Source organism: Pseudomonas sp. S3(2024) (genome assembly GCF_036861315.1).
In the GTDB taxonomy this organism is placed as follows: domain Bacteria; phylum Pseudomonadota; class Gammaproteobacteria; order Pseudomonadales; family Pseudomonadaceae; genus Aquipseudomonas; species Aquipseudomonas putida_A.
In genome coordinates, this window is record NZ_JAZAQQ010000011.1 from 34,988 (window position 1) to 57,790 (window position 22,803).

17 protein-coding genes are annotated in these 22,803 nt (G+C 62.2%); 13 read left to right on the top strand and 4 right to left on the bottom strand.

All coding sequences use genetic code 11. The features are described 5' to 3' along the window. The first annotated feature begins 6 nt into the window (after window positions 1-6). The 12 genes from VLA07_RS23230 to VLA07_RS23285 all read left to right on the top strand — a co-directional run bounded on the left by VLA07_RS23230 (window position 7) and on the right by VLA07_RS23285 (window position 15,720). Entirely contained in the window at window positions 7-1,458 is a 1,452-nt protein-coding gene (locus VLA07_RS23230; RefSeq protein ID WP_333991665.1) for a DUF1254 domain-containing protein, read from the top strand. Between the two features lie 13 nt (window positions 1,459-1,471). Further along, window positions 1,472-2,875 (top strand): DUF1254 domain-containing protein, encoded by a 1,404-nt coding sequence (locus VLA07_RS23235; protein ID WP_333991666.1) that lies wholly within the window; start codon window positions 1,472-1,474, stop codon window positions 2,873-2,875. A gap of 12 nt (window positions 2,876-2,887) precedes the next feature. Further along, entirely contained in the window at window positions 2,888-3,838 is a 951-nt protein-coding gene (locus VLA07_RS23240; protein WP_096797335.1) for a SphA family protein, read from the top strand. 22 nt (window positions 3,839-3,860) lie between these two features. Then, the gene (locus VLA07_RS23245; protein WP_333991667.1) at window positions 3,861-4,841 is read left to right on the top strand and encodes an AAA family ATPase; all 981 of its coding nucleotides are present in this window, start codon (window positions 3,861-3,863) and stop codon (window positions 4,839-4,841) included. Next, entirely contained in the window at window positions 4,838-5,773 is a 936-nt protein-coding gene (locus tag VLA07_RS23250; protein WP_333991669.1) for a DUF58 domain-containing protein, read from the top strand. Before VLA07_RS23245 ends, VLA07_RS23250 begins: the two co-directional genes overlap by 4 nt. Beyond that, window positions 5,770-6,369 (top strand): DUF4381 domain-containing protein, encoded by a 600-nt coding sequence (locus VLA07_RS23255; protein WP_333991673.1) that lies wholly within the window; start codon window positions 5,770-5,772, stop codon window positions 6,367-6,369. The genes VLA07_RS23250 and VLA07_RS23255 overlap by 4 nt, the downstream gene beginning before the upstream one ends. Then, entirely contained in the window at window positions 6,356-7,348 is a 993-nt protein-coding gene (locus VLA07_RS23260) for a vWA domain-containing protein (protein ID WP_333991676.1), read from the top strand. Before VLA07_RS23255 ends, VLA07_RS23260 begins: the two co-directional genes overlap by 14 nt. 1 nt (window position 7,349) lies before the next feature. Continuing rightward, window positions 7,350-8,930 (top strand): VWA domain-containing protein, encoded by a 1,581-nt coding sequence (locus VLA07_RS23265; protein ID WP_333991678.1) that lies wholly within the window; start codon window positions 7,350-7,352, stop codon window positions 8,928-8,930. After that, window positions 8,927-10,342 carry a hypothetical protein gene (locus VLA07_RS23270; RefSeq protein ID WP_333991680.1) on the top strand — a complete coding sequence of 472 codons (1,416 nt, stop codon included), beginning with the start codon at window positions 8,927-8,929 and terminating at the stop codon, window positions 10,340-10,342. The genes VLA07_RS23265 and VLA07_RS23270 overlap by 4 nt, the downstream gene beginning before the upstream one ends. Continuing rightward, window positions 10,339-11,361, top strand: a complete 1,023-nt coding sequence (locus VLA07_RS23275) for an HAD family hydrolase (RefSeq protein ID WP_333991682.1) — start codon at window positions 10,339-10,341, stop codon at window positions 11,359-11,361. Before VLA07_RS23270 ends, VLA07_RS23275 begins: the two co-directional genes overlap by 4 nt. 71 nt (window positions 11,362-11,432) lie before the next feature. After that, complete coding sequence (locus VLA07_RS23280; protein WP_333991685.1) at window positions 11,433-13,022, top strand: arylsulfatase; 1,590 nt, start codon at window positions 11,433-11,435, stop codon at window positions 13,020-13,022. A 193-nt stretch (window positions 13,023-13,215) separates the two neighbouring features. Next, window positions 13,216-15,720, top strand: coding sequence for a fused MFS/spermidine synthase (locus tag VLA07_RS23285; RefSeq protein WP_333991687.1), 2,505 nt, complete (start codon window positions 13,216-13,218; stop codon window positions 15,718-15,720). Window positions 15,721-15,855: 135 nt separating this feature from the next. Here VLA07_RS23285 and VLA07_RS23290 read toward each other — a convergent pair whose 3' ends face one another. Further along, window positions 15,856-16,533 (bottom strand): DUF3313 domain-containing protein, encoded by a 678-nt coding sequence (locus VLA07_RS23290; protein WP_333991689.1) that lies wholly within the window; start codon window positions 16,531-16,533, stop codon window positions 15,856-15,858. 214 nt (window positions 16,534-16,747) lie between these two features. Here VLA07_RS23290 and VLA07_RS23295 point away from each other — a divergent pair, with 214 nt between their 5' ends. Continuing rightward, complete coding sequence (locus VLA07_RS23295) at window positions 16,748-19,108, top strand: tetratricopeptide repeat protein (RefSeq protein ID WP_333991691.1); 2,361 nt, start codon at window positions 16,748-16,750, stop codon at window positions 19,106-19,108. Window positions 19,109-19,240: 132 nt separating this feature from the next. Here the strand turns inward: VLA07_RS23295 and VLA07_RS23300 are convergent, their stop codons facing one another. The 3 genes from VLA07_RS23300 to VLA07_RS23310 form a co-directional block, all read right to left on the bottom strand. After that, complete coding sequence (locus VLA07_RS23300) at window positions 19,241-20,215, bottom strand: hypothetical protein (RefSeq protein ID WP_333991692.1); 975 nt, start codon at window positions 20,213-20,215, stop codon at window positions 19,241-19,243. A gap of 284 nt (window positions 20,216-20,499) precedes the next feature. Next, window positions 20,500-20,979, bottom strand: coding sequence for a DUF934 domain-containing protein (locus VLA07_RS23305; RefSeq protein ID WP_047602172.1), 480 nt, complete (start codon window positions 20,977-20,979; stop codon window positions 20,500-20,502). Beyond that, entirely contained in the window at window positions 20,976-22,649 is a 1,674-nt protein-coding gene (locus tag VLA07_RS23310) for a nitrite/sulfite reductase (RefSeq protein WP_333991694.1), read from the bottom strand. Before VLA07_RS23310 ends, VLA07_RS23305 begins: the two co-directional genes overlap by 4 nt. Window positions 22,650-22,803 lie beyond the last annotated feature (154 nt).

Sequence of the window (22,803 nt, forward strand, 5' to 3'; positions counted from 1 at the left end):
ATCGCCATGCACATCGCTTTACGCGCCGCCGGTTTCAGCCTGATGACCCTGTTCGCCAGCTGCGGCGTCGGTGCGCAGGAGCTCGAAACCCGTATCGGCAAAATCGCCATGGAAGGCGAACTGCCGGCCCATGAGTCGATCGCCAAACTCTACGCCGAGCTGGATTTCCAGCAAGCGACCCAGAGTTACCTGTGGGCCTTGCCGCTGGTGTCCTACGCGCAGTGGCAGGAAGAATTTCGCGACAAGCTCGGCGCGCGCAGCGGCGATCTGCTGGTGCTCAACAGCTACGAAGACAAGCTCGGCGTGATCACCGCCAATGCCACCACGCCGTACATTCTCGGCTTCGTCGACCTCAGCGAAACCGGGCCGCTGGTGATTGAACTGCCACCGGGACCGACCGCCGGCGGCATTGGCGATTTCTGGCAGCGGGCGATCATCGACATGGGCCAGACCGGCCCGGACAAAGGCCAGGGCGGCAAATACCTGGTGCTGCCGCCGGGCGCGGAGCCACCGGCCGATGCCGACAAGTATTACCTGGCCAAATCGGAAACCATGAACGTGCTGGTGGGCTTCCGGGTGCTGGATGCGGATCCAGCCAAGGGCAAGGCGCTGGTCGAGCAATTCAAAATGTACCCCTACGCCAAACGCGCCGAGCCGAGCAAGACCCGCCTGCTGTCGCCTGACGGTAAAAAGTGGTCGGGCACCCAGCCGCGCGGCATCGCTTACTGGCAGCGGCTGCATCAGATCATCCAGAAAGAACCGGTGAATGAACGTGACCGCTTCTACATGGCGATGCTCGCCAGTCTCGGCATCGAGAAGGACAAACCCTTCAACCCCAACACCCAGCAGCGTCAGGCCCTGGAGTCCGGCGCGCAGGTCGGTGAACTGATCGCCAAGGCCAACACCTTTGCCAAGCGCTTTCCTGACGCGCAGTACTGGCCCGACCGGCATTGGGACACGGTGCTGAACATCGCCGAACCGTCGCAACGCGTGGCCTATTACGACCAGTTGTGGGAACGCAGCGCCTGGTTCTACGAAGCGGTGACCAACACCAAAGGCATGGTCTCCAAGACTCCGGGCCTCGGCCAGACCTACCTCGGTGCCTACACCGATGCCAAGGGTGACTGGCTCGACGGTGGCAAGACCTATCGCCTGCACGTCGGCGCCAACCCGCCGGCCAAGCAGTTCTGGTCGATGACCGTGTACGACATCGACAGCCGTTGCCTGATCGACAATCCGCAGCGCAAGGCCGACCTGTCCTCGCGCCAGGATCTGAAGAAAAACGCCGATGGCTCGGTGGACCTGTACTTCGGCCCAAGCGCACCCAAAGGCTTCGAGAACAACTGGGTGCAAACCGTGCCCGGCAAGCACTGGTTCAGCTACTTCCGCCTGTACGCGCCGACCGAAGCCTATTTCGACAAGAGCTGGAAACTCGACGACATCACGGTCGTGCAATGAATAAGGACGCCGCATGAACACACGCAATCTATGGCTGACCGGTATCACCCTCGCCCTGAGCAGTAGCGCCTGGGCCGATTTCAGCGCCAGCCCCGAAGAAGCCCGAGGCATCGCCAAGGACGCTTATCTGTATGGCTTCCCGGTCGTGGAGATGTACAAGACCCTCTACACCCAGGCCGTGGACAGCAAGAGCCCGAACTTCAAGGCACCGTTCAACCAGATCGGCAACACCGCCAAGGCCTTCACCGCCAAGGACACCGCGTTCGTCACGCCGAACGCCGACACGCCCTACTCGTTCGTCTGGATGGACTTGCGCAGCGAACCGCTGATCCTGACCTTGCCGCCGATCGAAGAGCACCGTTACTACTCGGTGCAACTGATCGACGCCTACACGCAGAACTTCGCTTATCTGGGCACCCGCAGCACCGGGAATAACGGTGGCCATTTCATGATCGCCGGGCCTGACTGGCAGGGTCAGCAACCGATCAACATCGACCGCCTGGTGCGCAGCGAAAGCAACATCGCCTACGCGCTGTACCGCACGCAGCTGTTCGACGAAAAAGATCTGGGCAAGGTCAAGCAGATCCAGAAAGGCTACAAGGTCGAGCCGCTGAGCAAATACGTGAAACAGAAAGCTCCGGCGCCGGCACCGAAAGTCAGTTGGCCGAAACCGACGCCGACCATGAGTGAAACGCCGGATCTGTTTCGCTACCTGAACTTCATGCTCGCCTTCACTCCGCCGCAGGATGTCGAAAAAGACCTGCTCGCGCGCTTCGCCAAAATCGGCATCGGCGCCGGTCAGCCATTCGATCTGAAACAGCTCAGCGCCGAACAACGCAAGGCCCTCGAAGACGGCATCAATGACGCCAAGGCGGAATTCGCCGCGTTCAAGAAAGACAAGGTCGACACGCACGAAATCAGCAGCGGTGACCTGTTCGGCACCCGCGATCACCTCAAAGGCAATTACCTGTATCGCTACGCCGGCGCCAACATGGGCATTTTCGGCAACTCTGCCGAAGAGGCGAACTACATCGGTTATTTCGTCGACAAGGACGGCCAGCCGGTCGACGCGGCGAAACACGACTACACCCTGCATTTCGACAAAGGCGCCCTGCCCCCGGCCGACGCCTTCTGGTCGCTGACCATGTATGACGGCAAGAGCAAATTGCTGGTGGCCAACCCGCTCAATCGCTACCTGATCAACTCGCGGATGCTGCCCGACTTGAAGCTCGATGCCGACGGCGGGCTGACCCTCTACGTGCAGCACAAAAATCCCGGCAAGGACAAGCAGGCCAACTGGCTGCCGGCACCGAACGGGCCGTTCTACGGCGTGTTGCGCCTGTACCTGCCGAAACCGGAAGTGGCCAGCGGCGAGTGGAAGATGCCATTGCTCAACCCGGTCAACTCAAAACAATAAACGGAGCCAGTGATGGTCAAGCCTTACGTTGTGCGTCCGCTGCTGGCGCTGTGCATGATCGGCAGTACTCAACTCTATGCAGCCGAGGGCGGCGTGGGCCGGCCGATCACCGGGCAACAAGTATATTCCAACGCCGGGATCATCCCGCCCGAGCCGGGCTGGGTAGTTTCGGTCACCAGCATCTGGTACGACGGATCGCTCAAGGGCAGTCGTGGCGCGCCGATTTCCGGTGAAGTCAGTGCCGGGATCGACATGAAAGTCTCCTACACCATGACCAACCTGACGCACATCTGGGACACCGGCAAAGGCCCATGGAACTTCGCCTCGGCAATCGGCGTTCCAGTGCAGTACACCGACATTGACGCGGCCATCACCGGCCCGCGCGGACGCACCCTCGGCACCAGCGATTCCGGGACTCAGTTCGCCGACGCGCTGGTCACCCCGATTGCCGCCGGCTACCACTTCGACGAATTGAACCACATCGCGTTGTCCCTGCCGATCTACGTGCCGACCGGTGCCTACAACGACAATCGCCTGGCCAACCCGGGGCAGAACAATTACACGTTCATGCCCACCGTGGCCTTCACCCATCTGGACGGCAAGGGTGGCGAGTTCACCCTGTCCAGTGGCCTGGAGTTCTACACCGAAAACACCGCCACCGATTACCGCAACGGCAACATCTTCACCCTCGACGCCTTGTGGACTCACGGCTTCGGCAGTGGCTGGAGCGCAGGTCTCGCGGCCGGTTATATCCAGCAAGTCACCGACGACAAGGGGCAGACCGCCGACAGCCTCAATGGCTTCCGTGGACGCTCCGTCGGCGCCGGGCCGGTAGTCGCCTGGAGCGGCAAATTCGCCGATGCCCAAGCCAACATCAGTGCGCGCTGGGTGCCGGAGTTCGACACCAAGAACCGACCCGAAGGCAACGGCATTGCCGTCAACATGACCCTGGCGTTTTTCTAGACCGGCCACAAAGGACTGTCCCATGACCGCACTCACCGACCTCAACGCCCTGCAAGCGAGCATCGCTGAAGCCGTACTCGGCCAGGATCAGGTCATTCGGCAGATCCTCCTTGGCCTGCTGGCCAACGGGCATTTGCTGCTCGAAAGCCTGCCGGGGCTGGCCAAGACGCGCACGGTCAAGGCGCTGGCCACGCACCTGGACGCGAAGATGAGCCGCATCCAGTTCACCCCGGACTTGCTGCCCTCGGACATCACCGGCGCCGAAGTGCTGCATCAGGTCGCCGGGCAAAACGAGATCCGCTTCCAGCCAGGCCCGCTGTTCGGCAATCTGATCCTCGCCGACGAGATCAACCGCGCCCCGGCCAAGGTGCAGGCGGCGCTGCTGGAAGCCATGGAAGAACGGCAGATTACCGTGGCCGGCACCAGCCACGTGCTTCCGGAGCTGTTCATTGTGGTCGCCACACAAAACCCGATCGAGCAGGAAGGCACTTATCCGCTGCCGGAAGCGCAGATGGACCGGTTCCTGATGAAGGTGCTGCTGGATTACCCCAGCGCCGACAATGAAAGCCAGGTGCTGCGTCTGTTGCGCGCCGAGGAGTTTGCCCAAGGCGCGAACACCGCGCCGAGCAAGGGCTTCAGCCTGTCACAGGAAGTCATCTTCACCGCGCGCAAGGAGGTCAGCGCGGTGCATGTATCACCGGCCATCGACCGCTACCTGATCGACCTGATCAACGCCACTCGCCACCCGGCCGATTACGACGAAGACCTCGGACGCTGGATCAGCATCGGTGCCAGTCCCCGTGGCGGCATTGGCCTGGATCGTTGCGCGCGGGCCGACGCGTGGTTGCAGGGCCAGGATTTCGTCTCGCCGGACAATGTGCGCGCCGTGGTGCATCCGGTGCTGCGCCATCGCCTGCAATTGAGCTACGACGCGGTCGCGGATGGCGTGACTGCTGATCAGGTGCTCGACCGTTTGCTGGATAAAGTGGCGATTCCGGCATGAACACGGACGGTCTGGTCTACGTTTCTCTGGCGCAATTGATGGCGCTGGAATTCAAGGCCCGTGACCTGAGTTTTCTGGCGCGTCAGCCTCAAGGCAGCATCCTTGCCGGCAATCATGCCTCGCGCCTGCGTGGCCGTGGTTTGAACTTCGATGAGTTGCGCCGCTATCAACCCGGCGATGATTTGCGCCACCTCGACTGGCGTGCCTCGCTGCGCACCGGCAAACCGGTGGTACGCACTTTTACTGAAGAGCGCGACCGCCCGGCGTTGATCGTGGTCGATCAGCGCATGTCGATGTTCTTCGGCTCGCAACACAGTTTCAAATCCGCCCTCGCCGCTGAACTGGCGGCATTGGCGGCGTGGATGGTGTTCAACGCCGGTGACCGGGTCGGCGGTCTGGTGTTCAACGATCAGCGCATCGACTGCATCGCGCCGTTGCGCAGTCGCAAACGGGTCGAAGCCCTGCTCAGCCGCGTGGCGCAACAGAATCAGGCGCTGAACGCGGCCAATCCCGACGCCGAAGACGAGGATCAGTTGGACAAGGCCTTGCAGCGTTGCCTGGCGTTGGCCGGTCACGACCATTTGATCTGCATCGTCAGCGACTTCGCCGGGGCGGATGAACGCACCTTGCAATTGATGCGGCAACTGCGCGCGCACAACGACGTGATTGCCCTGCAAGTCTACGATCCACTGGCCTTGAAGCTGCCGAGCGATGGCCGGCTGCTGGTCACCCAAGGCCAATTGCAGGTGGAACTGGCTGTCGAGAAACGCAGCGTGCATCAGCCGTTGGGTGATTATCTCGGTGGCCGCCTTAAGGACGTCGCCACCCTGCTGCGCCGCAGTCAGGTGCCGCTGATGATGTTCAGCACCGCCGAAGAGGCCCACGCGCAATTGCGCGCCGAGCTTGGCAAGTCTGCCGGCCCACGGCGATGAACCCGAATATCCCCGACATCAGCCAGCTCAAGGAGCTGAGCCTGCCGGTGCCGGTGAGTTATGCGCCTCAGACCTGGGGCTGGTGGCTGTTGCTGGCGTTGTTGGTTGTGCTGGCGTTGATGGTTGGCGTGCGCCGTTATGGGCAGTGGCGACGGGATCAGTATCGGCGCGAAGCGCTGGTGCGGCTGGCGCAGTTGCGTGAACGCAGTGATGACCTCAATGCCCTGCGCGAGTTGCCCGAACTGCTCAAACGCGTGGCCCTTTCGATGCCAACCCAATCCCGGAACAGGAACACACGACCTGTGGGAGCGGGCTTGCTCGCGAAGGCGTCAGCACATCCAACATTGATGGCGCCTGACACAGCGCTTTCGCGAGCAAGCCCGCTCCCACAGAGTCCTGCGGCGCTGGGGAGAGATGAGTGGCAAGCCTTTCTGCAGCAGCACTGCAAAACCAGGCTGCCCGATGACTTCAGCGCCCAACTCGCCCAACTCGCTTACGCCCCCGACGCCACCTTGCGCGCCCTCCCCGCCGAACAGCGCCAGGCGCTGTTCGACACCTGCCAATACTGGGTGGAGCAGCACCATGTGGCAGCTTGATTACCCGTGGTTGTTGCTTCTACTGCCGCTGCCGTGGCTGACCTTGCGTTATCTACCGGCGTATCAGGAGGCGCGCAGCGCCGTGCGCGTGCCGTTTTTCGGCGCCATGAGCCGCGCCGTCGGGGAAGCGCCGAACCGGGTTGGTAATCGTCAGAACCACTGGCAAGGGCTGCTCAATCTGCTGGTCTGGGCGCTGATCCTGCTCGCCGCCGCGCGCCCGGTGTTCGTCGAAAAGCCCATCGAACGCCAGCAACCGGTACGCGACCTGATGCTCGCCATCGACCTCTCGCAATCGATGGAGACTGAAGATTTCAGCAATGCCGATGGCCAGAAAATCAATCGCCTCGCCGCCGTCAAACAGGTGGTGCAAGGCTTCATCGCCAAGCGCAAGGATGACCGCATCGGTCTGATCGTGTTCGGCAGCGGCGCCTATCCGCAGGCACCCCTGACCCTCGACCACGCCAGCCTTGCGCTGTTGCTGGCCGACACTGGTATCGGCATGGCCGGGCCCAACACCGCCATCGGTGATGCCATCGGATTGAGCCTGAAGCTGCTCGACCAGGCGCACGAACAGCAAAAGGTGCTGATCCTGCTCACTGACGGCAACGACACCAGCAGCGCGATCACCCCCGACCACGCCGCGGAAATGGCCGCCAACAAAGGCGTGGTCATTCACACCATCGGCATCGGCGACCCGACGGCGTCCGGCGAGGCGCAGGTCAATCTGCGCGGGCTGCAACAGATCGCCCAAACCACTGGCGGGCAGTTCTTCCGCGCCGAAGATCGTACGGCACTGGATCAGGTCTACAGCACCCTCGATCGCCTCACGCCGCATCAAGTGAAAACCCTTAGCCATCAGCCGCAACGCGAGTTGTTTCATTGGCCGCTGGGCGCGGCGCTGACGCTGTTGGCGCTGTATCACCTCGGTGCCCTGCTGCGCCCGCGCCTGGCGCTGGCCCGCCAGCGGCAGGAGGCCTGAGATGGAGATCAATCTCAGCGACTTCCACTTTTTACGCCCGCTGTGGTTGCTGCTCGCGCTGTTCGCCGCGCTGCTGCCGCTGCTCTGGCGCCGCAGCCGCGACTTGCAACGGCGGCTGCGCAGCAACATCGCCGAACACTTGCTGCCGCACCTGCTGGTCACGCCAACGGATCAGCAGCGTCTGCGCCCGGTGCACTGGCTGTGCGCGGTGTTGGCACTCGGGGCGCTCGCCGCCGCCGGGCCGACCTGGGAGCAGGATCGCCCGGACTTTCTGCAGAATCGCGCGCCGCTGATCGTCGCCGTGGATCTGTCGCCATCGATGGACGCCAGCGACGTGCCACCGACGCGCCTGGAAGCGGCCAAGCACAAACTCCACGACCTGATTCAGCGTCGCGCCGGCGCCCGCACCGCGCTGATCGCCTATGCCGGCAGCGCGCATCTGGTGTTGCCGCCGACCGACGATCCGGCGTTGCTCGACATCTTCATTCAGGCGCTGGGCACAGGCCTCATCGACAAACCGGGCAAGGACGTTAGCGCCGTCATCGAGCAGGCCAGACGCCTGCTCAGCGCCGAGCAAACCCCGGGCAGCCTGCTGCTGCTCACCGACGGCGCTGACACCACGCAACTCGATGGCCTCGACCAGCGACTCAAAGGCAGTCAGCTACAGGTGTTGGTACTGGCGGTGGGCAACGCGGATGGCGGCGTGATTCAGGGCGCCAATGGCCAGCCGGCAGTCGACAGCAACGGGCGTCCGCTGCTCGGCCATTTCGATCCGGCGGCACTCAAGCAATTGGCCGCCGCCCTCGACGCGCCTCTGGGCAGCCTCACCCTCGACGACGATGATCTGGACTGGATCGAGTTGCACGCCCAACAACACTTCCAGAGTGCCAGCGCCGAACAGCAGCAATTGCACTGGAAGGATGCCGGTTACTGGCTGTGCTGGCCTCTTCTATTGTTGGCGCTGCTCGGTGTGCGCAAGAGCTGGAGCGTCAACTGGGTACCGGCGCTGCTATTGGCCACAAGCCTTGGCTGGCCTGCCGCACCCGCCCAGGCCAGCGCACTGACCGACGCGTTTTTCACCCGCGATCAGCAAGGGCGCTGGGCCGCCGAGCATGAGCATTGGCCGCAAGCGGCGGCGCTGTTTGTCGATCCGTACTGGAAAGGCGTCGCGGCCTATCACGCGGCAGACTACGACCTCGCACTAGCGACCTTTGCCCGCCTGGACACGGCGCAAGCGTGGTTCTACCTGGGCAACATTTACGTACGGCGTTTCAAGTTCGATCAGGCGATTGCCGCTTACACCCAGGCCCTGCAAAGACAACCGCAATTCCCCGAGGCCACAGCCAATCTGGCGCTGGCGCAGGCGTTGCTCAAGGACACCGACAGCGCCGAAAAGAACGCCCCCGAGACCAAACCGGACGAAGTGAAATTCGACAAGGCGCCGGGCAAGGGCCAGAGCAAAAAGGTCGAGACCGAGCAGGCAGCGTCCGACGCGTTGTGGCTGCAGAACCTGAGCACCTCGCCGGCGAAGTTTCTCAGGCAGAAATTCAGTTTGCAGGATCAGTCGGGGGCCAGACCATGAACCGGGTTGCGGCCATCGCGAGCAGGCTCACTCCTACAGGGGATTTGTGTGCGCCGAAAATCTTCTGTAGGAGTGAGCCTGCTCGCGATGGCGCCCGCCTGATCACCGCAACCCTGCTGACCCTGCTCACCAGTTGCCTGTTCACAATCCAGGCCTCTGCCGCCGAACCCCAACTGAAAATCCAGGCCCACCTGCAACCCGCCGAAGGCGCCATGGTCGGCGGACTGGTCGAGCTGCAAGTCGACGTGCTCACCGACACCTGGTTCACCAGCGCCGCCACCCTGCCCGAGCTGAAACTCGACGGCGCCCTGGTCACGCCGCCGGACGGCCAGGCCCAACACCTGAATCAGACCATCGACGGGCAATCCTTCAGCGGCTTGCGCTACAGCTACCTGATCACCCCGAATGTCGCCCGCCGCTTCGATATTCCGCCGTTGACGGTGAGTGCGACACCCGGTCAGGCCAGCACAGCGCTCAGCGCACACAGCCAGCCATTGCACTTCAGCGCCGCTCAACCTCCCGGATTCAAGCCCGGAGAAACGCCGCTGGTGGCCAGCGGTGTGCGCCTGAGCCAAAGCCTGATCAATTCGACAACCCCGTTAAAAATCGGCGACAGCGTTACCCGCCAACTGACCCTGCAGGCCGACGGCGCACTGGCGATGGCGCTGTCGGTTCCACCATTGAGTGACGTGGCCGGCCTGAGTCGTTATTTGCAGCCCCCGCAAGTCACCCGGCTAGATGACGGTCGCGGCAACGTGCTCGGTGGTCAGCGCATCGACGCCGTCACCTACCGCATCGACAAGGCTGGCGCCTACACCCTGCCGGCCATCGCGGTGAAATGGTGGGACGTCAAAACGCAGCAGAGCCGAACGGCGCAGGTGCCCGCCATATCCTTTGAGGCCACAGCCAATAGCGCCTACAAACCGGTGTTTTCGATCACCGAGGATCTCCAGCAACTCGGCCGCAACAACCCGCATTTTTCCACGCGCTGGCTGCTGTGGCTGGCGCTACTCGCCGTGTGCATTGGCGTCGGTTATTGGCTGCGTCCGGCGCTGATGCGCGCCCGGCACCAATGGCAGGCGCGCAAGCACGCGCGGCAACTGGCCTGGGAGCAATCGGCGGACTTCGCCTGGCAGCAGATCAACCCGCAGCTGCAGGCTCAACCGGCGCAATTGAGCGCGGTGTATCTGTGGCTGCGGCGCAGTCGCCTCGGGCTGCAACTGATGAATGCCGGCCCGCGCCTGCAAGGCCTGTTGCGCGGACTTTATGGACGTCATCCGCAGGCTGCACAAACACTCGCTCAACTGCGTGAATCGTTGACTACGCTTCACAATCAGGCCGAACAACAGGCGCACAAACCGGCGTCGGCCCTGCGCCCGCTCAACCCCGTTCAGGAAAGGGAATTCCCATGACCAACCCGCCGCCGCAGCGTCAACGTTTCAGCCTTGCACTGTTGTTTACGCTGGCATTGCCGCTGCTGGCCCAGGCCAGCGAGCCACTGCCGTCATGGAACGACGGCCCGGCCAAAAAACACATCATCGAGTTTGTGCAAGCGGTCACCGATCAGTCCGGCAAAGATTTCGTCAAACCCGCCGATCGCATTGCCGTGTTCGACAACGACGGCACCCTGTGGAGCGAGCAGCCGATGTATTTCGAGTTGCTGTTCGCCCTCGACGAAGTCAAGCGCAATGCGCCGCAGCACCCGGAATGGCAAACCACCCAGCCATTCAAAGCCGTGCTGGAAAATGATCATAAGGCCCTGGCCGCCGCCGGCATGGACGGGATTATCAAGATCTTCGGCGCCACCCACACCGGCATGACCACCGAGGCTTTCGACGACTACGCCAAGACCTGGCTGAGTCAGGCCCGACATCCGAAGACCGGCAAGCCCTACACCGAAATGATCTTCCAACCGATGCTGGAAATGCTCGACTACCTGCGCAGCCAGGACTTCAAGACCTACATTGTTTCCGGCGGCGACACAGGGTTCATGCGCGCCTTTGCCGAGAAGGTTTACGGCATCCCGCCGGAACAGGTGATCGGCACCACGTTCGTCACCGCGTTCCAGTTCAAGGACGGCAAGGCTTCGATCCTGCGCACCCGAAAACTGGCGCACAACGATGACGGCCCGGGTAAACCGGAGAGCATTGATGCAGTGATCGGCAAACGGCCGATCCTCGCGTTCGGCAATTCTGACGGCGACCTGCAGATGCTGCAGTGGACCGCCGCCGGCCCCGGTAAACGCTTCATGGGTCTGGTGCACCACACCGACGCCAGACGCGAGTGGGCCTATGACCGAAAATCCGATATCGGGCGACTCGACAAAGCCCTCGACGAAGCGAATTCCCGTGGCTGGACCGTGGTGGACATGGCGACCGAATGGCGCCGGATCTACCCGTTCGATCCACCGGCAACCGGGCAGGTGCAATAAGAAAAAGCGTGATGCAGGACTGCAAGAAACGTAAGTCGCAACAACGACCCCCGCGATAAGGAGCAAGTCAGATGACTCGCATACGCAAGTGGCTACCGAAACTCGCCCTGGTGGCAACCTCGGTGATGGCGCTGTCGGCAACCGCCACAGCGGCTGAGAAACCCAACATTCTGGTGATCTTCGGCGACGATATCGGCCAGACCAACATCAGCGCCTACTCCATGGGCGTGGTGGGCTACAAGACTCCGAACATCGACCGGATTGCCAAAGAAGGCATGATGTTCACCGACTATTACGCGGAGAACAGCTGCACCGCCGGACGCTCCTCGTTCATCACCGGCCAGACGCCGCTGCGTACCGGCCTGTCGAAAGTCGGTGCGCCAGGAGCGACTGTCGGCCTGCAAAAGCGCGATATCACCATCGCTCAGGCGCTCAAGTCTCAGGGATACGCCACCGGCCAGTTCGGTAAGAACCACCTTGGGGACAAAGATGAATACCTGCCAACCAACCATGGTTTCGACGAATTCTTCGGCAACCTTTATCACCTTAACGCCGAAGAAGAACCCGAACGCCCCTACTGGCCCAAGGATGACCCGGACTTTGTCAAAGCCAACTCGCCACGGGGCGTAATCCACAGTTTCGCCGACGGCAAGATTGAGGACACCGGCGCGCTGACCACCAAGCGCATGGAAACCATCGACGACGAAACTACCGCCGCCGCACAAGTGTTCATCGAGAAACAGGCCAAGGCCGACAAGCCGTTCTTCGTCTGGATGAACACCACGCGCATGCACCTGTTCACCCACGTGCGTGATTCGATGAAGGGCCAGAGCGGCATGCCCGGCAACGAATACGCCGACGGCATGCTGGAGCACGACGGTGATGTCGGCAAATTGCTCAAGACCCTCGACGACCTGAAAATCGCCGACAACACGATCGTGGTCTACACCACCGACAACGGCCCGAATCAGTTCTCCTGGCCGGACGCAGCGACCACGCCGTTCCGTAACGAGAAAAACTCCAACTGGGAAGGCGCCTACCGCGTTCCGGCGATGATTCGCTGGCCGGGCAAGATCAAACCGGGGGAAGTGTCCAACGAGATGTTCTCGGGCCTGGACTGGTTCCCGACTTTGCTCGCTGCTGCCGGTGACACCGAGGTGAAAGACAAGCTGCTCAAGGGCTGGGCGCCGACCTCCGGAGGCAACAACTTCAAAGTGCATCTGGACGGTTACAACCAGTTGCCCTATCTGACCGGCCAGCAACCCAACGGTGAGCGTAAGGAGTTCTACTACTTCAACGACGACGGCATGCTGGTTTCAATGCGCTTTGGCAACTGGAAGGCCGTTTTCGCCGAGCAGCGAGCGCCGGGTGGTTTTGCGGTGTGGAGCAATCCGTTCACGCCCTTGCGCGTGCCCAAGATCTTCAACCTGAGAATGGACCCGTACGAGCGGGCCGACGTGGTTTCCGATCAATACTACGACTGGTCGACCAAAAACGTTTACCTGGTCGCCGTTGCGACAACCAAGGCAGCGCGCTTCCTGCAGACCTTCATCGAGTACCCGCCAAGCCAGAAACCGGCGAGCTTCAGCATCGACCAGATCCGTGCTGCGGTTGACGCGAAGATTGAAGAGAAAATGAAAGCGGCACCGGCTGCACAGTAAGACCGTTGAACTGCCGCCCGCCCGCAGGGGCGGGCGGCCCTGATTTTCACCTGAGACCGCGCCGGCCCATTCGCGAGCAGGCTCGCTCCCACACTGGACTTGCGTCCAATACAAATCCCCTGTGGGAGCGAGCCTGCTCGCGAAGAGGCCGGCACCGACACAGCATTTTCTGAATTGAAATAAGGCAATCCGCATGTCCTCACGTATCGCCAGCAAGCCGTCGGCCATACCCACCACGCAAGCCGCCACCCCGGCGCTGCTGATCCCCGCCCTGCTGTTGTGCATCTCCGGCGCCGCCGCGCTGGTGTATCAGGTGCTGTGGATCAAGCAGTTGTCGCTGGTGGTCGGCGTCGAGGTCTATGCCATCACCACCGGCATCAGCGCGTTTTTTGCCGGGCTGGCCATTGGCGGCTGGCTGTTCGGGCGCTGGGCTGATCGCTTGCAGCAACCGGTGTTGCTTTACGCCGGGCTGGAAGTGCTGGTGGCGACTCTTGGTGTTGGCACCACGGTTGCGATGAGCCTGGCGGCGAGCCCGTTTGCCTGGTTGCAAGCGCATGTCGGCCTTCTCGCCTGGTGCTTGCCGTTCACGCTGGTGGGGATTCCGGCGGTGTTGATGGGCGGCACGCTCCCGGTGTTGGTGCGCTCGCTGGCGGCTGATCCGGGCAAGGCCGGCGGTCAGCTGTATGCGGCCAACACCCTCGGCGCGATTGTCGGCACCCTGCTCGCCGCGTTCGTGCTGATCGCCACCCTCGGCGTGCGCGGCAGTGCGCTGTTTGCCGCAATGCTCAATCTGCTGGCCGCAGCCGGTGCGCTGTGGAGGCAGCGTCAACAGCCGACGCCGGTGGCGACTGCGGTCAAACATCACACCGAGAAAGCCGCTGACCGCACCGCACTGTGGCTGTACTCCATCGCCGGCGGCGTGGCGCTGGGGTATGAAGTGGTCTGGTCGCAGTCGATCGTGCAGTTCATGAGCACCCGCACCTACGCGTTCGCCGTGGTGCTCGCGACGTACCTGACCGGGCTGTTCATCGGCAGCGCCCTGCTCGCCCGCCGTGTCGAGCGCATTCGCGATCCATGGGGCGTGTTCGGTCTGTTGATTGCCGGTGCCGGGCTGATCGCCTTGCTGGAAATTGCCCTGCTCGGGCGCTGGCTGGTATTGGCACAAAGTCAGGCCGAGAGCTGGTTGCTGGCTTTGGGCGCCAGCGAACTGGCCGGTATGAGCGCACGTTTCGCCGTGGCGGCGCTGAGCATCGTGTTCGTGCCGACGCTGTTGCTCGGTGCGGCGTTTCCGCTGGCGCTGCGCTTGAGTGTCGGTCGTGAGCGGGTCGGCCGCGATTTCGGGGCCGTGGTTGCGTTCAACACCCTGGGCGGAATAGTCGGAGTGATGCTCTGCGGTTTCCTGCTGATCCCACTGCTGGGGCTGGTGCGCACGCTGGGCTTGCTGGCGCTCATTGCTGCCGGCATCGGCTACGTGGCCGTCCGCAAGGGTCATCACGTCAAAAAAGGCCGGCGTCAGGCGGTGGTCGCGCTGGGACTGGTATCGGTGGCGTTGGCCGTACTGACGCCGGTGGACAAACTCGCCAGCCTGTTGCCCGGTGCGCGCAACGGCACGCTGGCGTTCTACGAGGAAGGCCGTGGCGGCACCGTGGCGGTGGTCGCTCAGGGCCGTGGTGAGAACACCTTCCACCGCTTGTACATTCAGGGCGTGTCCAATACCGGCGATGCCATGCCGTCGCTGCGCTACATGCGCATCCAGGCGTTGCTGCCACTGCTGATCCATAACGGCGAGCCGCGCTCGACGCTGGTGATCGGCTTCGGCACCGGGATCACCGCCGGCGCCCTGCTGCGCTATCCGGGGCTGGAACACAGGGTGGTCGCCGAGCTGCTGCCATCGGTGGTCAAGGCCGCGCCTCTGTTCAAGGGCAACTTCAACGCCGCCAGCGATCCCGGCGTCGATGTTCGCTTGCGCGATGGCCGTCAGGAACTGCTGCGCAGTCCGCAGACCTATGACCTGATCACCCTCGAACCGCCACCGCCGTCGGCGGCCGGCGTGGTCAATCTGTACTCCCGCGACTTTTATCAACTGGCAGCCAGTCGTCTTGAACAACAAGGCATCGTCGCGCAATGGCTGCCGTTGCCGACCCAAAACATTGATGACTCTCGCTCACTGGTACGCAGCTTTCTCGACGTGTTCCCGTATGCCTCGCTGTGGACCAGCGAGTTCCACGAGATGCTGCTGGTCGGTTCGCTGCAGCCGATGGAACTGGACGCGGCGAAAATCACCGAGCGCTTCCAGCAGGCCAGCGTACGCAGCACATTGCAGGATGTCGGGATTGGCTCGGCACCAGCGTTGCTCGCAACCTGGGTCACCGACCGCGCAGGCCTTGAACGCTTTGCGGTAAACGCGCCGGCGGTGACTGACGATCGGCCCCGAATCGAATACGCGCCGTGGGTGCGCAGCAAGGAAATCACCCGGGTGCTGCCGGCGCTGCTGGACTTGTATCAGCCACCGCCACTGGTGAATGCCGATGCCGGGTTCACTGAGCGACTGGAGACGCAGCGCCAGCGCCTGATGCAGTTCTACCGCGCGAGCCTGCATGCGTATGACGGGGATCGGGATGCCTGGGGGCGGGATATGCGTGAAGTGATGCGTTGGGATGGCGGCAACCCGTACTTCCGTTGGTTTACCGGGCAGTAATGGGGTGCCTGAAAGACCGCTTTCGCGAGCAAGCCCGCTCCCACAGGGGATCTACAGTGGACACAGGCTGTGTGTCCGGCGCAGATCTCAAGGTGGGAGCGGGCTTGCTCGCGAACGGGCCCACGCCTCGCTGGATTATTTGGAGCTGGCCTTGAGATTCAGATACATCTGATGCATGTCATTGGCCCAGCCATCAATCACCGGTTTGACGTCGCTGGCCTTCATCGCCTGGGTTTCATTTTCCAGTGGTTTGCCGGTGCCTTTGCGCACCACTTGCGCAACCACTTTGTTGTTGCCGCCATCGAGGAACACCGCTTCGGTCGCCAGGGTGGTTTCCTGATCGCGAATACCGCTGGCGGTGCTGACCGCTGCGGCGACCAGAGCGACCGGGATCACTTCATACGCGTGCAGGCCTTCGGTCTTGCTGCTCACGGCAGTGATCGCCGCCCGCACCACTATCACCCCTGGGCCAGGGCCGTTGGCCAACGGCAGATCCTTGCTGATTTCACGTTTGAGCGCCTGGTCGTAATAGGAAGTGATGCCGTTGAGGGTCTGCTGCGAAATCTTCGCGGTCGGTTGTGGTTTTGGATAGAGCTGGGTCGGCTCGATATACACGCTGGTGAACTTGCTGATGTCGACCTTCGGATCGATCCAGCGCATCACCTCGGCACCGGACGGCGATTTGGCCTCCTTGAGCTGGCTGTAGTCCTTGAGAAAGCCGGAATACTCATCGGGAGCGACGGTTTTGCTGGAGCAACCCACCACGCCCAGGGTGGCGATGCAGAGGGTGCCCATCATTACTGCTAGCTTCATGCTGTAACTCCTGTCAGAAGGCCTGAATGTATTGCGTATGGGGGAGTTACAGGTATAGCTAAAACCCCGCCGATTGCGCTGCAAAACCGGAAAATTCACACAACTTCGGGGCCTGCTTCACAACCGACGTTTGACAGACGCCGGGCATCCGGCAAAGCTGCATCGAGCTTGAACGCATGCCAGCAGGCCAATGCATCTGACCACGGAAGTCGTAATGCCCAAGCATAAAAATAAAGTCGTACAGCCTGATCCTGATTCATCCCGACAGCCCCTTTCACGTTACCTGTTCCCCCTCACCATCGGCGTGCTGCTGGCCGCTGTGGCGGGGATTGGCTGGTTTCTGTTCAGCCCCGCGCCCGCGCCGTACACGGCCCCGCCGATCAGCGCGGCGGCGCCTGTCGTCGCCAGACCGCAACCTGTGGCGCAGCAGCCCGCGACCATGGTCGATGAACAACAATGCCAGGGCTGTCACACCGAGCAGGTCAAGGACTGGCAAGGCTCGCATCACCAATTGGCGATGCAGGCCGCGAATGGCGAAACCATGCTTGGCGACTTCAATAACGTCACCTTCAAGGCCGAGAACGAGACCACCCGTTTCTCACGCAAGGGCGACGAGTTCTGGGTCAATACCCCCGGCATCGATGGCAAGAACGCTGACTTCAAAGTTGCCTACACTTTCGGCATTGCGCCGTTGCAGCAATACCTGATCGAGGTCGGCGAAGGCCGTTTGCAGGCGCTCGGCGTGGCGTGGGATACCGAGAAACACCGCTGGTTTCACCTCTACCCCGGCCAAGGCGTGAACTTCAAGAATCCGCTGCACTGGAGCAAGCCCAGTCAGAACGCCAACTTCATGTGCGTCGAGTGCCACACCACCGGCTTCAAGCGCAATTTCGATGCGGCGAGCAACACGTTCAACAGCCAATGGAACAGCCTCGGTGTCGGCTGTCAGGCCTGCCACGGTCCGGCCTCCAATCACCTGCAATGGGCGCAGAAAAAAGACGACCTGATCCACAAGGGTTTCGTCGTCGACCTGAAGGACAAGAACGCCAGCGTCGAGATCGAAACCTGTGCCCGCTGCCATGCGCGCCGGGCGCCGCTGGGCGATGGCTACACCGTCGGCAAGCGCTTGATGGACGACTACCTGCCGAGCACCCTCACCCGCGAACTGTATGCGCTGGACGGCAAGATCAAGGATGAAGTGTTCGAACACGGCTCGTTCCTGCAAAGCAAGATGTTCGACAAGGGTGTGCGCTGCAGTAACTGCCACAATCCGCACAGCACTGAACTCAAGGCGCCGGGCAACGCCGTGTGTCTGCAATGCCACAACACGGCGGGCAAGACTTCGGTCGCTGGCGTCGACGGCAAGGGCCTGCAAGCGAAGAACTACGATTCCATCGAGCACACCCGTCACACCCTGGGCCAGCCCGGCTCGCAGTGCGTGGATTGCCACATGCCCGGCAAGTTCTACATGGGCAACGACTGGCGCCATGACCACAGCTTCAGCATCCCCAACCCGGAACGCGCGCAAAAACTCGGTACGCCCGATGCGTGTCTCAGCTGCCATCAGGGCAAGGCCGGTGACAAGGTCAGCGCACAGTTCAAGTTGTGGAATGCCTCCGCCTCGACACTGCAGACACCACGCTATGACGAAAGCCTGTGGCTGATCCGCAACGGACAGCCGGGTGCGGCGGACGCCTTGCATGAGCAGTTGCAGCGCAGCGATCTGCCGGCGATTCAGCGTGCGACGTTACTCGCCGAACTGCCGCTGTACCCAAGCGATCAATCGCTGAAACTGGCCACCCGGGATCTGCAGAATCCGGCGCCGCAGGTTCGCGAAAGCGCAGTGCGGGCGATCAGTGCCTTCCTGCCACCCATCGAGCGCGCATCGTTGTTGACGCCACTGCTCGGCGATCCGGTGAAATCCGTGCGCATCGTCGCGGCGCGGGATCTGCTCAGCGTCGCGCGCAACAGCGGCCTCGGCGCCGCGCAGGACAATTGGGACGCGGCGATTGCCGAGTATGAGGCGGTGCAGAACAGTCTCGCGGAACGGGCCGAGGCCAACCTGAACCTGGCGATGTTGTATCAGGCCAGTGGCCGCGCATCCGAAGTCGAAGGGTTGCTGCGCACGGCACTCAAACGCGATCCGGATTTCTACCCGGCACTGGTGACGCTGGTGCAATGGCTGGAGGCCAATGGCCGAGGTCAGGAAGCGCAGAGCCTGCTGGACGACAGCCTCAAGGCGCACCCGGAGGCTGCGTTGTTGCAGCACACCCGTGGCCTGTCCTTGATCCGCGCCGGCAAGACTGCCGAAGCCATGACCGCGCTGCACAAAGCCGCGCAACTGGAGCCGCAGAACGCGCAGTACGGTTACGTGCTGGCGGTGGCGTTGCACGACAGTGGCAAGGTGAGCGAGGCGTGTGATGAGCTGGAGCGCTTGCTCAAGGTGCAACCGGCGAACCGCAATGCACGGCTGTCGCTGATTCAGTACTACCTGGAGAACAGCCAGGAGCCGAAGGCGCAGGTGCTGTTGCAGGGCTGGAAGAAGATGAACATGGGGGATCCGGCGCTGAAATAACCGCTGATCCCTTGTGGGAGCGGGCTTGCTCGCGAATGCATTCTCTCAGCCAACATCAAGGGTGACTGATGTACCGCATTCGCGAGCAAGCCCGCTCCCACAGGGTCAGTGATTGGTCTCAAACACTGAGTATTACCAGGACGACGTCGCCCCGCTCTTCAACGCCATCTCGCGCCGGCTGTTGGCGCGCATCGCCTTGATCAGCGATACCGAGCCCACCAGCAGAATCGCCGCGCCGAACAGGAAGTCGATGTTGTACAGCTGGAAGTCCTGCACCGGCCCCACCAGCAGCACCCGCACCACGGCAATCGTCACCAGCGTGGCGAGGAAATCGATCCCCGGCTCGTCACGATAGAACACGTGCAACAGCGGCAGGCACAGCACCAGCAGCAACAACAGCACCACGACCTTGAACGAGCCTTTGCGCTCGACGCTGAACGCGCATTCGTGCGGGCCGTAGGCCTTGTAATCCTCGTCGCGGATCATCGAGTTCTTCTCGTTGATGTACTCGACGCGGTTGTATTTTTGAATCGGCGTGAAGGTGTTGGACATCTCCATCAGCGTGGTGATGTTCTTGAAGCGCAGGTCGATGCGCTCGCTGCCCTTGAGGTAATACAGCACCGGTTTGTAGCCGTAGCGATAGATGTCGAAGGGGAATTCGGTGACCTGGCCCTGCACGCCGATCGGCCGTGGCTCAAGCTCGGCGTAGGCGCTTTTGGTCGGCGACGCGAGGTTGCGGTTCAGCGGCTGAACCTTGACCTGTTCGAGGAAGATCGGCGTCACGCCGTACGACCACTGCAGCGGCTCCAGGCGCAGACGCAGTTCGTTGCGGCCCAGATCGTAACGGTTGAAGGTGCGTTCGGAGACCACCAGCGAGCCACTGAGCATGAACTCGCCGCGCAGGTTGTTGGTGACGCGCAAGGTCAGTTGATCCTTGCCCAACAGCGCCGCTTCGGTGGACGGCGGCGCGCCGCACCACGCGGTGCTTTCACCGGCGCCGCCCAACTGGCCGTCGCGGTTTTCCTTGAACACATAGAAGTAACTGGCCCACAGCGTCAGCATCAACAGCAACGCCGTGAGGCCCAAAATCTTTTTGCCCGCACTCACTACCCAGACTCCCTTCTTCGTTCCGTCGTCCAGCCGAAAACCCGCTGGCGACCGGGACTCTACCAAAAGGCCAGCATTGACCCAAGGAAAAATCCGGGAATGGTGCGGGATGTAAGGGTTTCCCCTGCATGTCACTGCAAAACACTTGTGGCGAGGGAGCTTGCTCCCGCTGGGTGGCGAAACCGCCCCAAACCAGACAACGCGATTTATCTGACCGATTGCATCATGCCTACCGGGGAGTGCTGCGCACTCCAGCGGGAGCAAGCTCCCTCGCCACAGAGTCTTCAGCGTCTGCGGAACAACGGCCGTGGTTCGATCACCGAGCGGCCATACAGCACGCTCATCCCCGCCAGTCCCTTCAGGGCATCCTCGGCCGATTTGTCCTCGCGCACCGCAAAGCTATCGAACCCGCACTGACGCATATGGCTGAGCTGATCGCGCAAAACATCACCAATCGCGCGCAACTCGCCAGCCCAGCCAAACCGGCTGCGCAGCAGATACGCCTGACTGTAGGCGCGACCGTCGCGAAAGCTCGGAAAATCCAGGGCAATCAGCGGCAGCGAGGCCAGCCACGGCACCACGCTTTCAACTTCATCGTCCGGCCCCAGCCACACCGCGTGGGTCGAAGGCGATTGCAGCCAGTGCGCCAGCGGCAGGATCAGCAATCCTTGTGGCCTGCCCTGCTCCGGCTCGCGGATCAGCGTCCACGGATCATCCTCGATCAGCCGCGCAACACCCTGCTCCAGGCGCAGCAGATTGTTCATGCCGACGCCTCCAGCACTTTCGGGTAGACCCGCTCCTTGAACGGCTCCAGGCCAATGCGTGCCACGGTGTCGACAAACAATTCCTCGCTTTCGCGGTACCGCACGAAGGTGCCGATGATCCGTTCGATCACCTGTGGCACTTCGGTCGCGCTGAACGACGGGCCGATGACCTTGCCCAGTGCGCTGTGCTTACCCTGCGCGCCGCCGAGGGTGATCTGGTACCACTCGCTGCCGTTTTTATCGACGCCGAGGATGCCGATATTGCCGATGTGGTGGTGGCCGCAGGCGTTCATGCAGCCGGAGATGTTCAGGCTGATGTCGCCCAGGTCGTGCAGGAAGTCGAGGTTGTCGAAACGCGCCTGAATCGCTTGGGCAATCGGGATCGACTTGGCGTTGGCCAGCGCACAGAAATCGCCGCCCGGGCAGGCGATGATGTCGGTCAGCAGGCCGACGTTGGCGCTGCCCAGATTGCGCTCGCAGGCCAGTTGCCAGAGTTCATAGAGATCGGACTTCTGCACATCGGGCAGGACAATATTCTGTTCGTGGGCAATGCGAATCTCGCCAAAACCGAAGCGCTCCGACCAGTCGGCCACCGCCAGCATCTGCAACCCGGTGACATCCCCTGGCGGCGCGCTCAGACCCGGTTTGGTCGACAGCACTACGCTGGTGTAACCCGGTTTCTTGTGCGGCTGCACGTTGCGCGCGACCCAGCGGGCGAACGCCGGGCTTTCAGCCAGATGCGTGCCGAAATCCAGATCGGTATCGGCCAGGGTGTGATAGATCGGCGGCACAAAGGCACTGGCGACCCGCTCATATTCAGCCTCGGTCAGCTGCGCCGGGCCGTCCTTGAGGTGTTGCCATTCTTCCTCGACCTCTTTGGCGAATGCCTCGATGCCCAGCGCCTTGACCAGAATCTTGATCCGCGCCTTGTACTTGTTGTCGCGCCGGCCATGGCGGTTGTAGACCCGCAGGATCGCTTCGACGTAGGACAGCAGATGCTGCCACGGCAAGCCTTCGCGAATCTGCAGACCGAGGATCGGCGTGCGCCCCAACCCGCCACCGACGATCACCCGCAGCAGCATCTGCCCGTCGCGCCCCGGATAAAGATACAGGCCGATGTCATGCATCATGATCGCCGCACGGTCCTGCTTCGCCGAGCAGATGGCGATCTTGAACTTGCGCGGCAGGAAGAGGAACTCCGGGTTGATCGTCGACCATTGCCGCAAGATCTCGGCCAGCGGGCGCGGGTCGATCAACTCGTCCGCCGCGACCCCGGCGAAGGCTTCGGTGGTGATGTTGCGCACGCAGTTGCCGGAGGTCTGGATCGCGTGCATGTTGACCTGCGCCAGGCGTTCAAGGATGTCCGGCACCTGCGCCAGTTCGATCCAGTTGAATTGCAGGTTTTGCCGCGTGGTGAAGTGGCCGTAGCCGCGATCGTAATCGGCGGCGATGCTCGCCAGCGTACGCATCTGTTCGGCACTCAGGGTGCCGTAAGGAATCGCTACCCGCAGCATGTAGGCGTGCTTTTGCAGGTACAGGCCATTTTGCAGGCGCAGCGGCAGGAACTCCTCCTCGCTCAACTCTCCGGCCATGAAGCGCTCGACCTGATCGCGAAACTGCGCAACGCGCTCGAACACCAGTGCGCGGTCGTAATCGTCGTATTGATACATGCAGCGGCTACCCCATCAGAATTGTGCGCAATTCCTGTAGGAGTGAGCCTGCTCGCGATTGCGGTGTGTCAGGCAACTGCTTTGTTGACTGACACACCGCAATCGCGAGCAGGCTCACTCCTACAGGAATTGCGCACAATTCTGATGGGGTAGC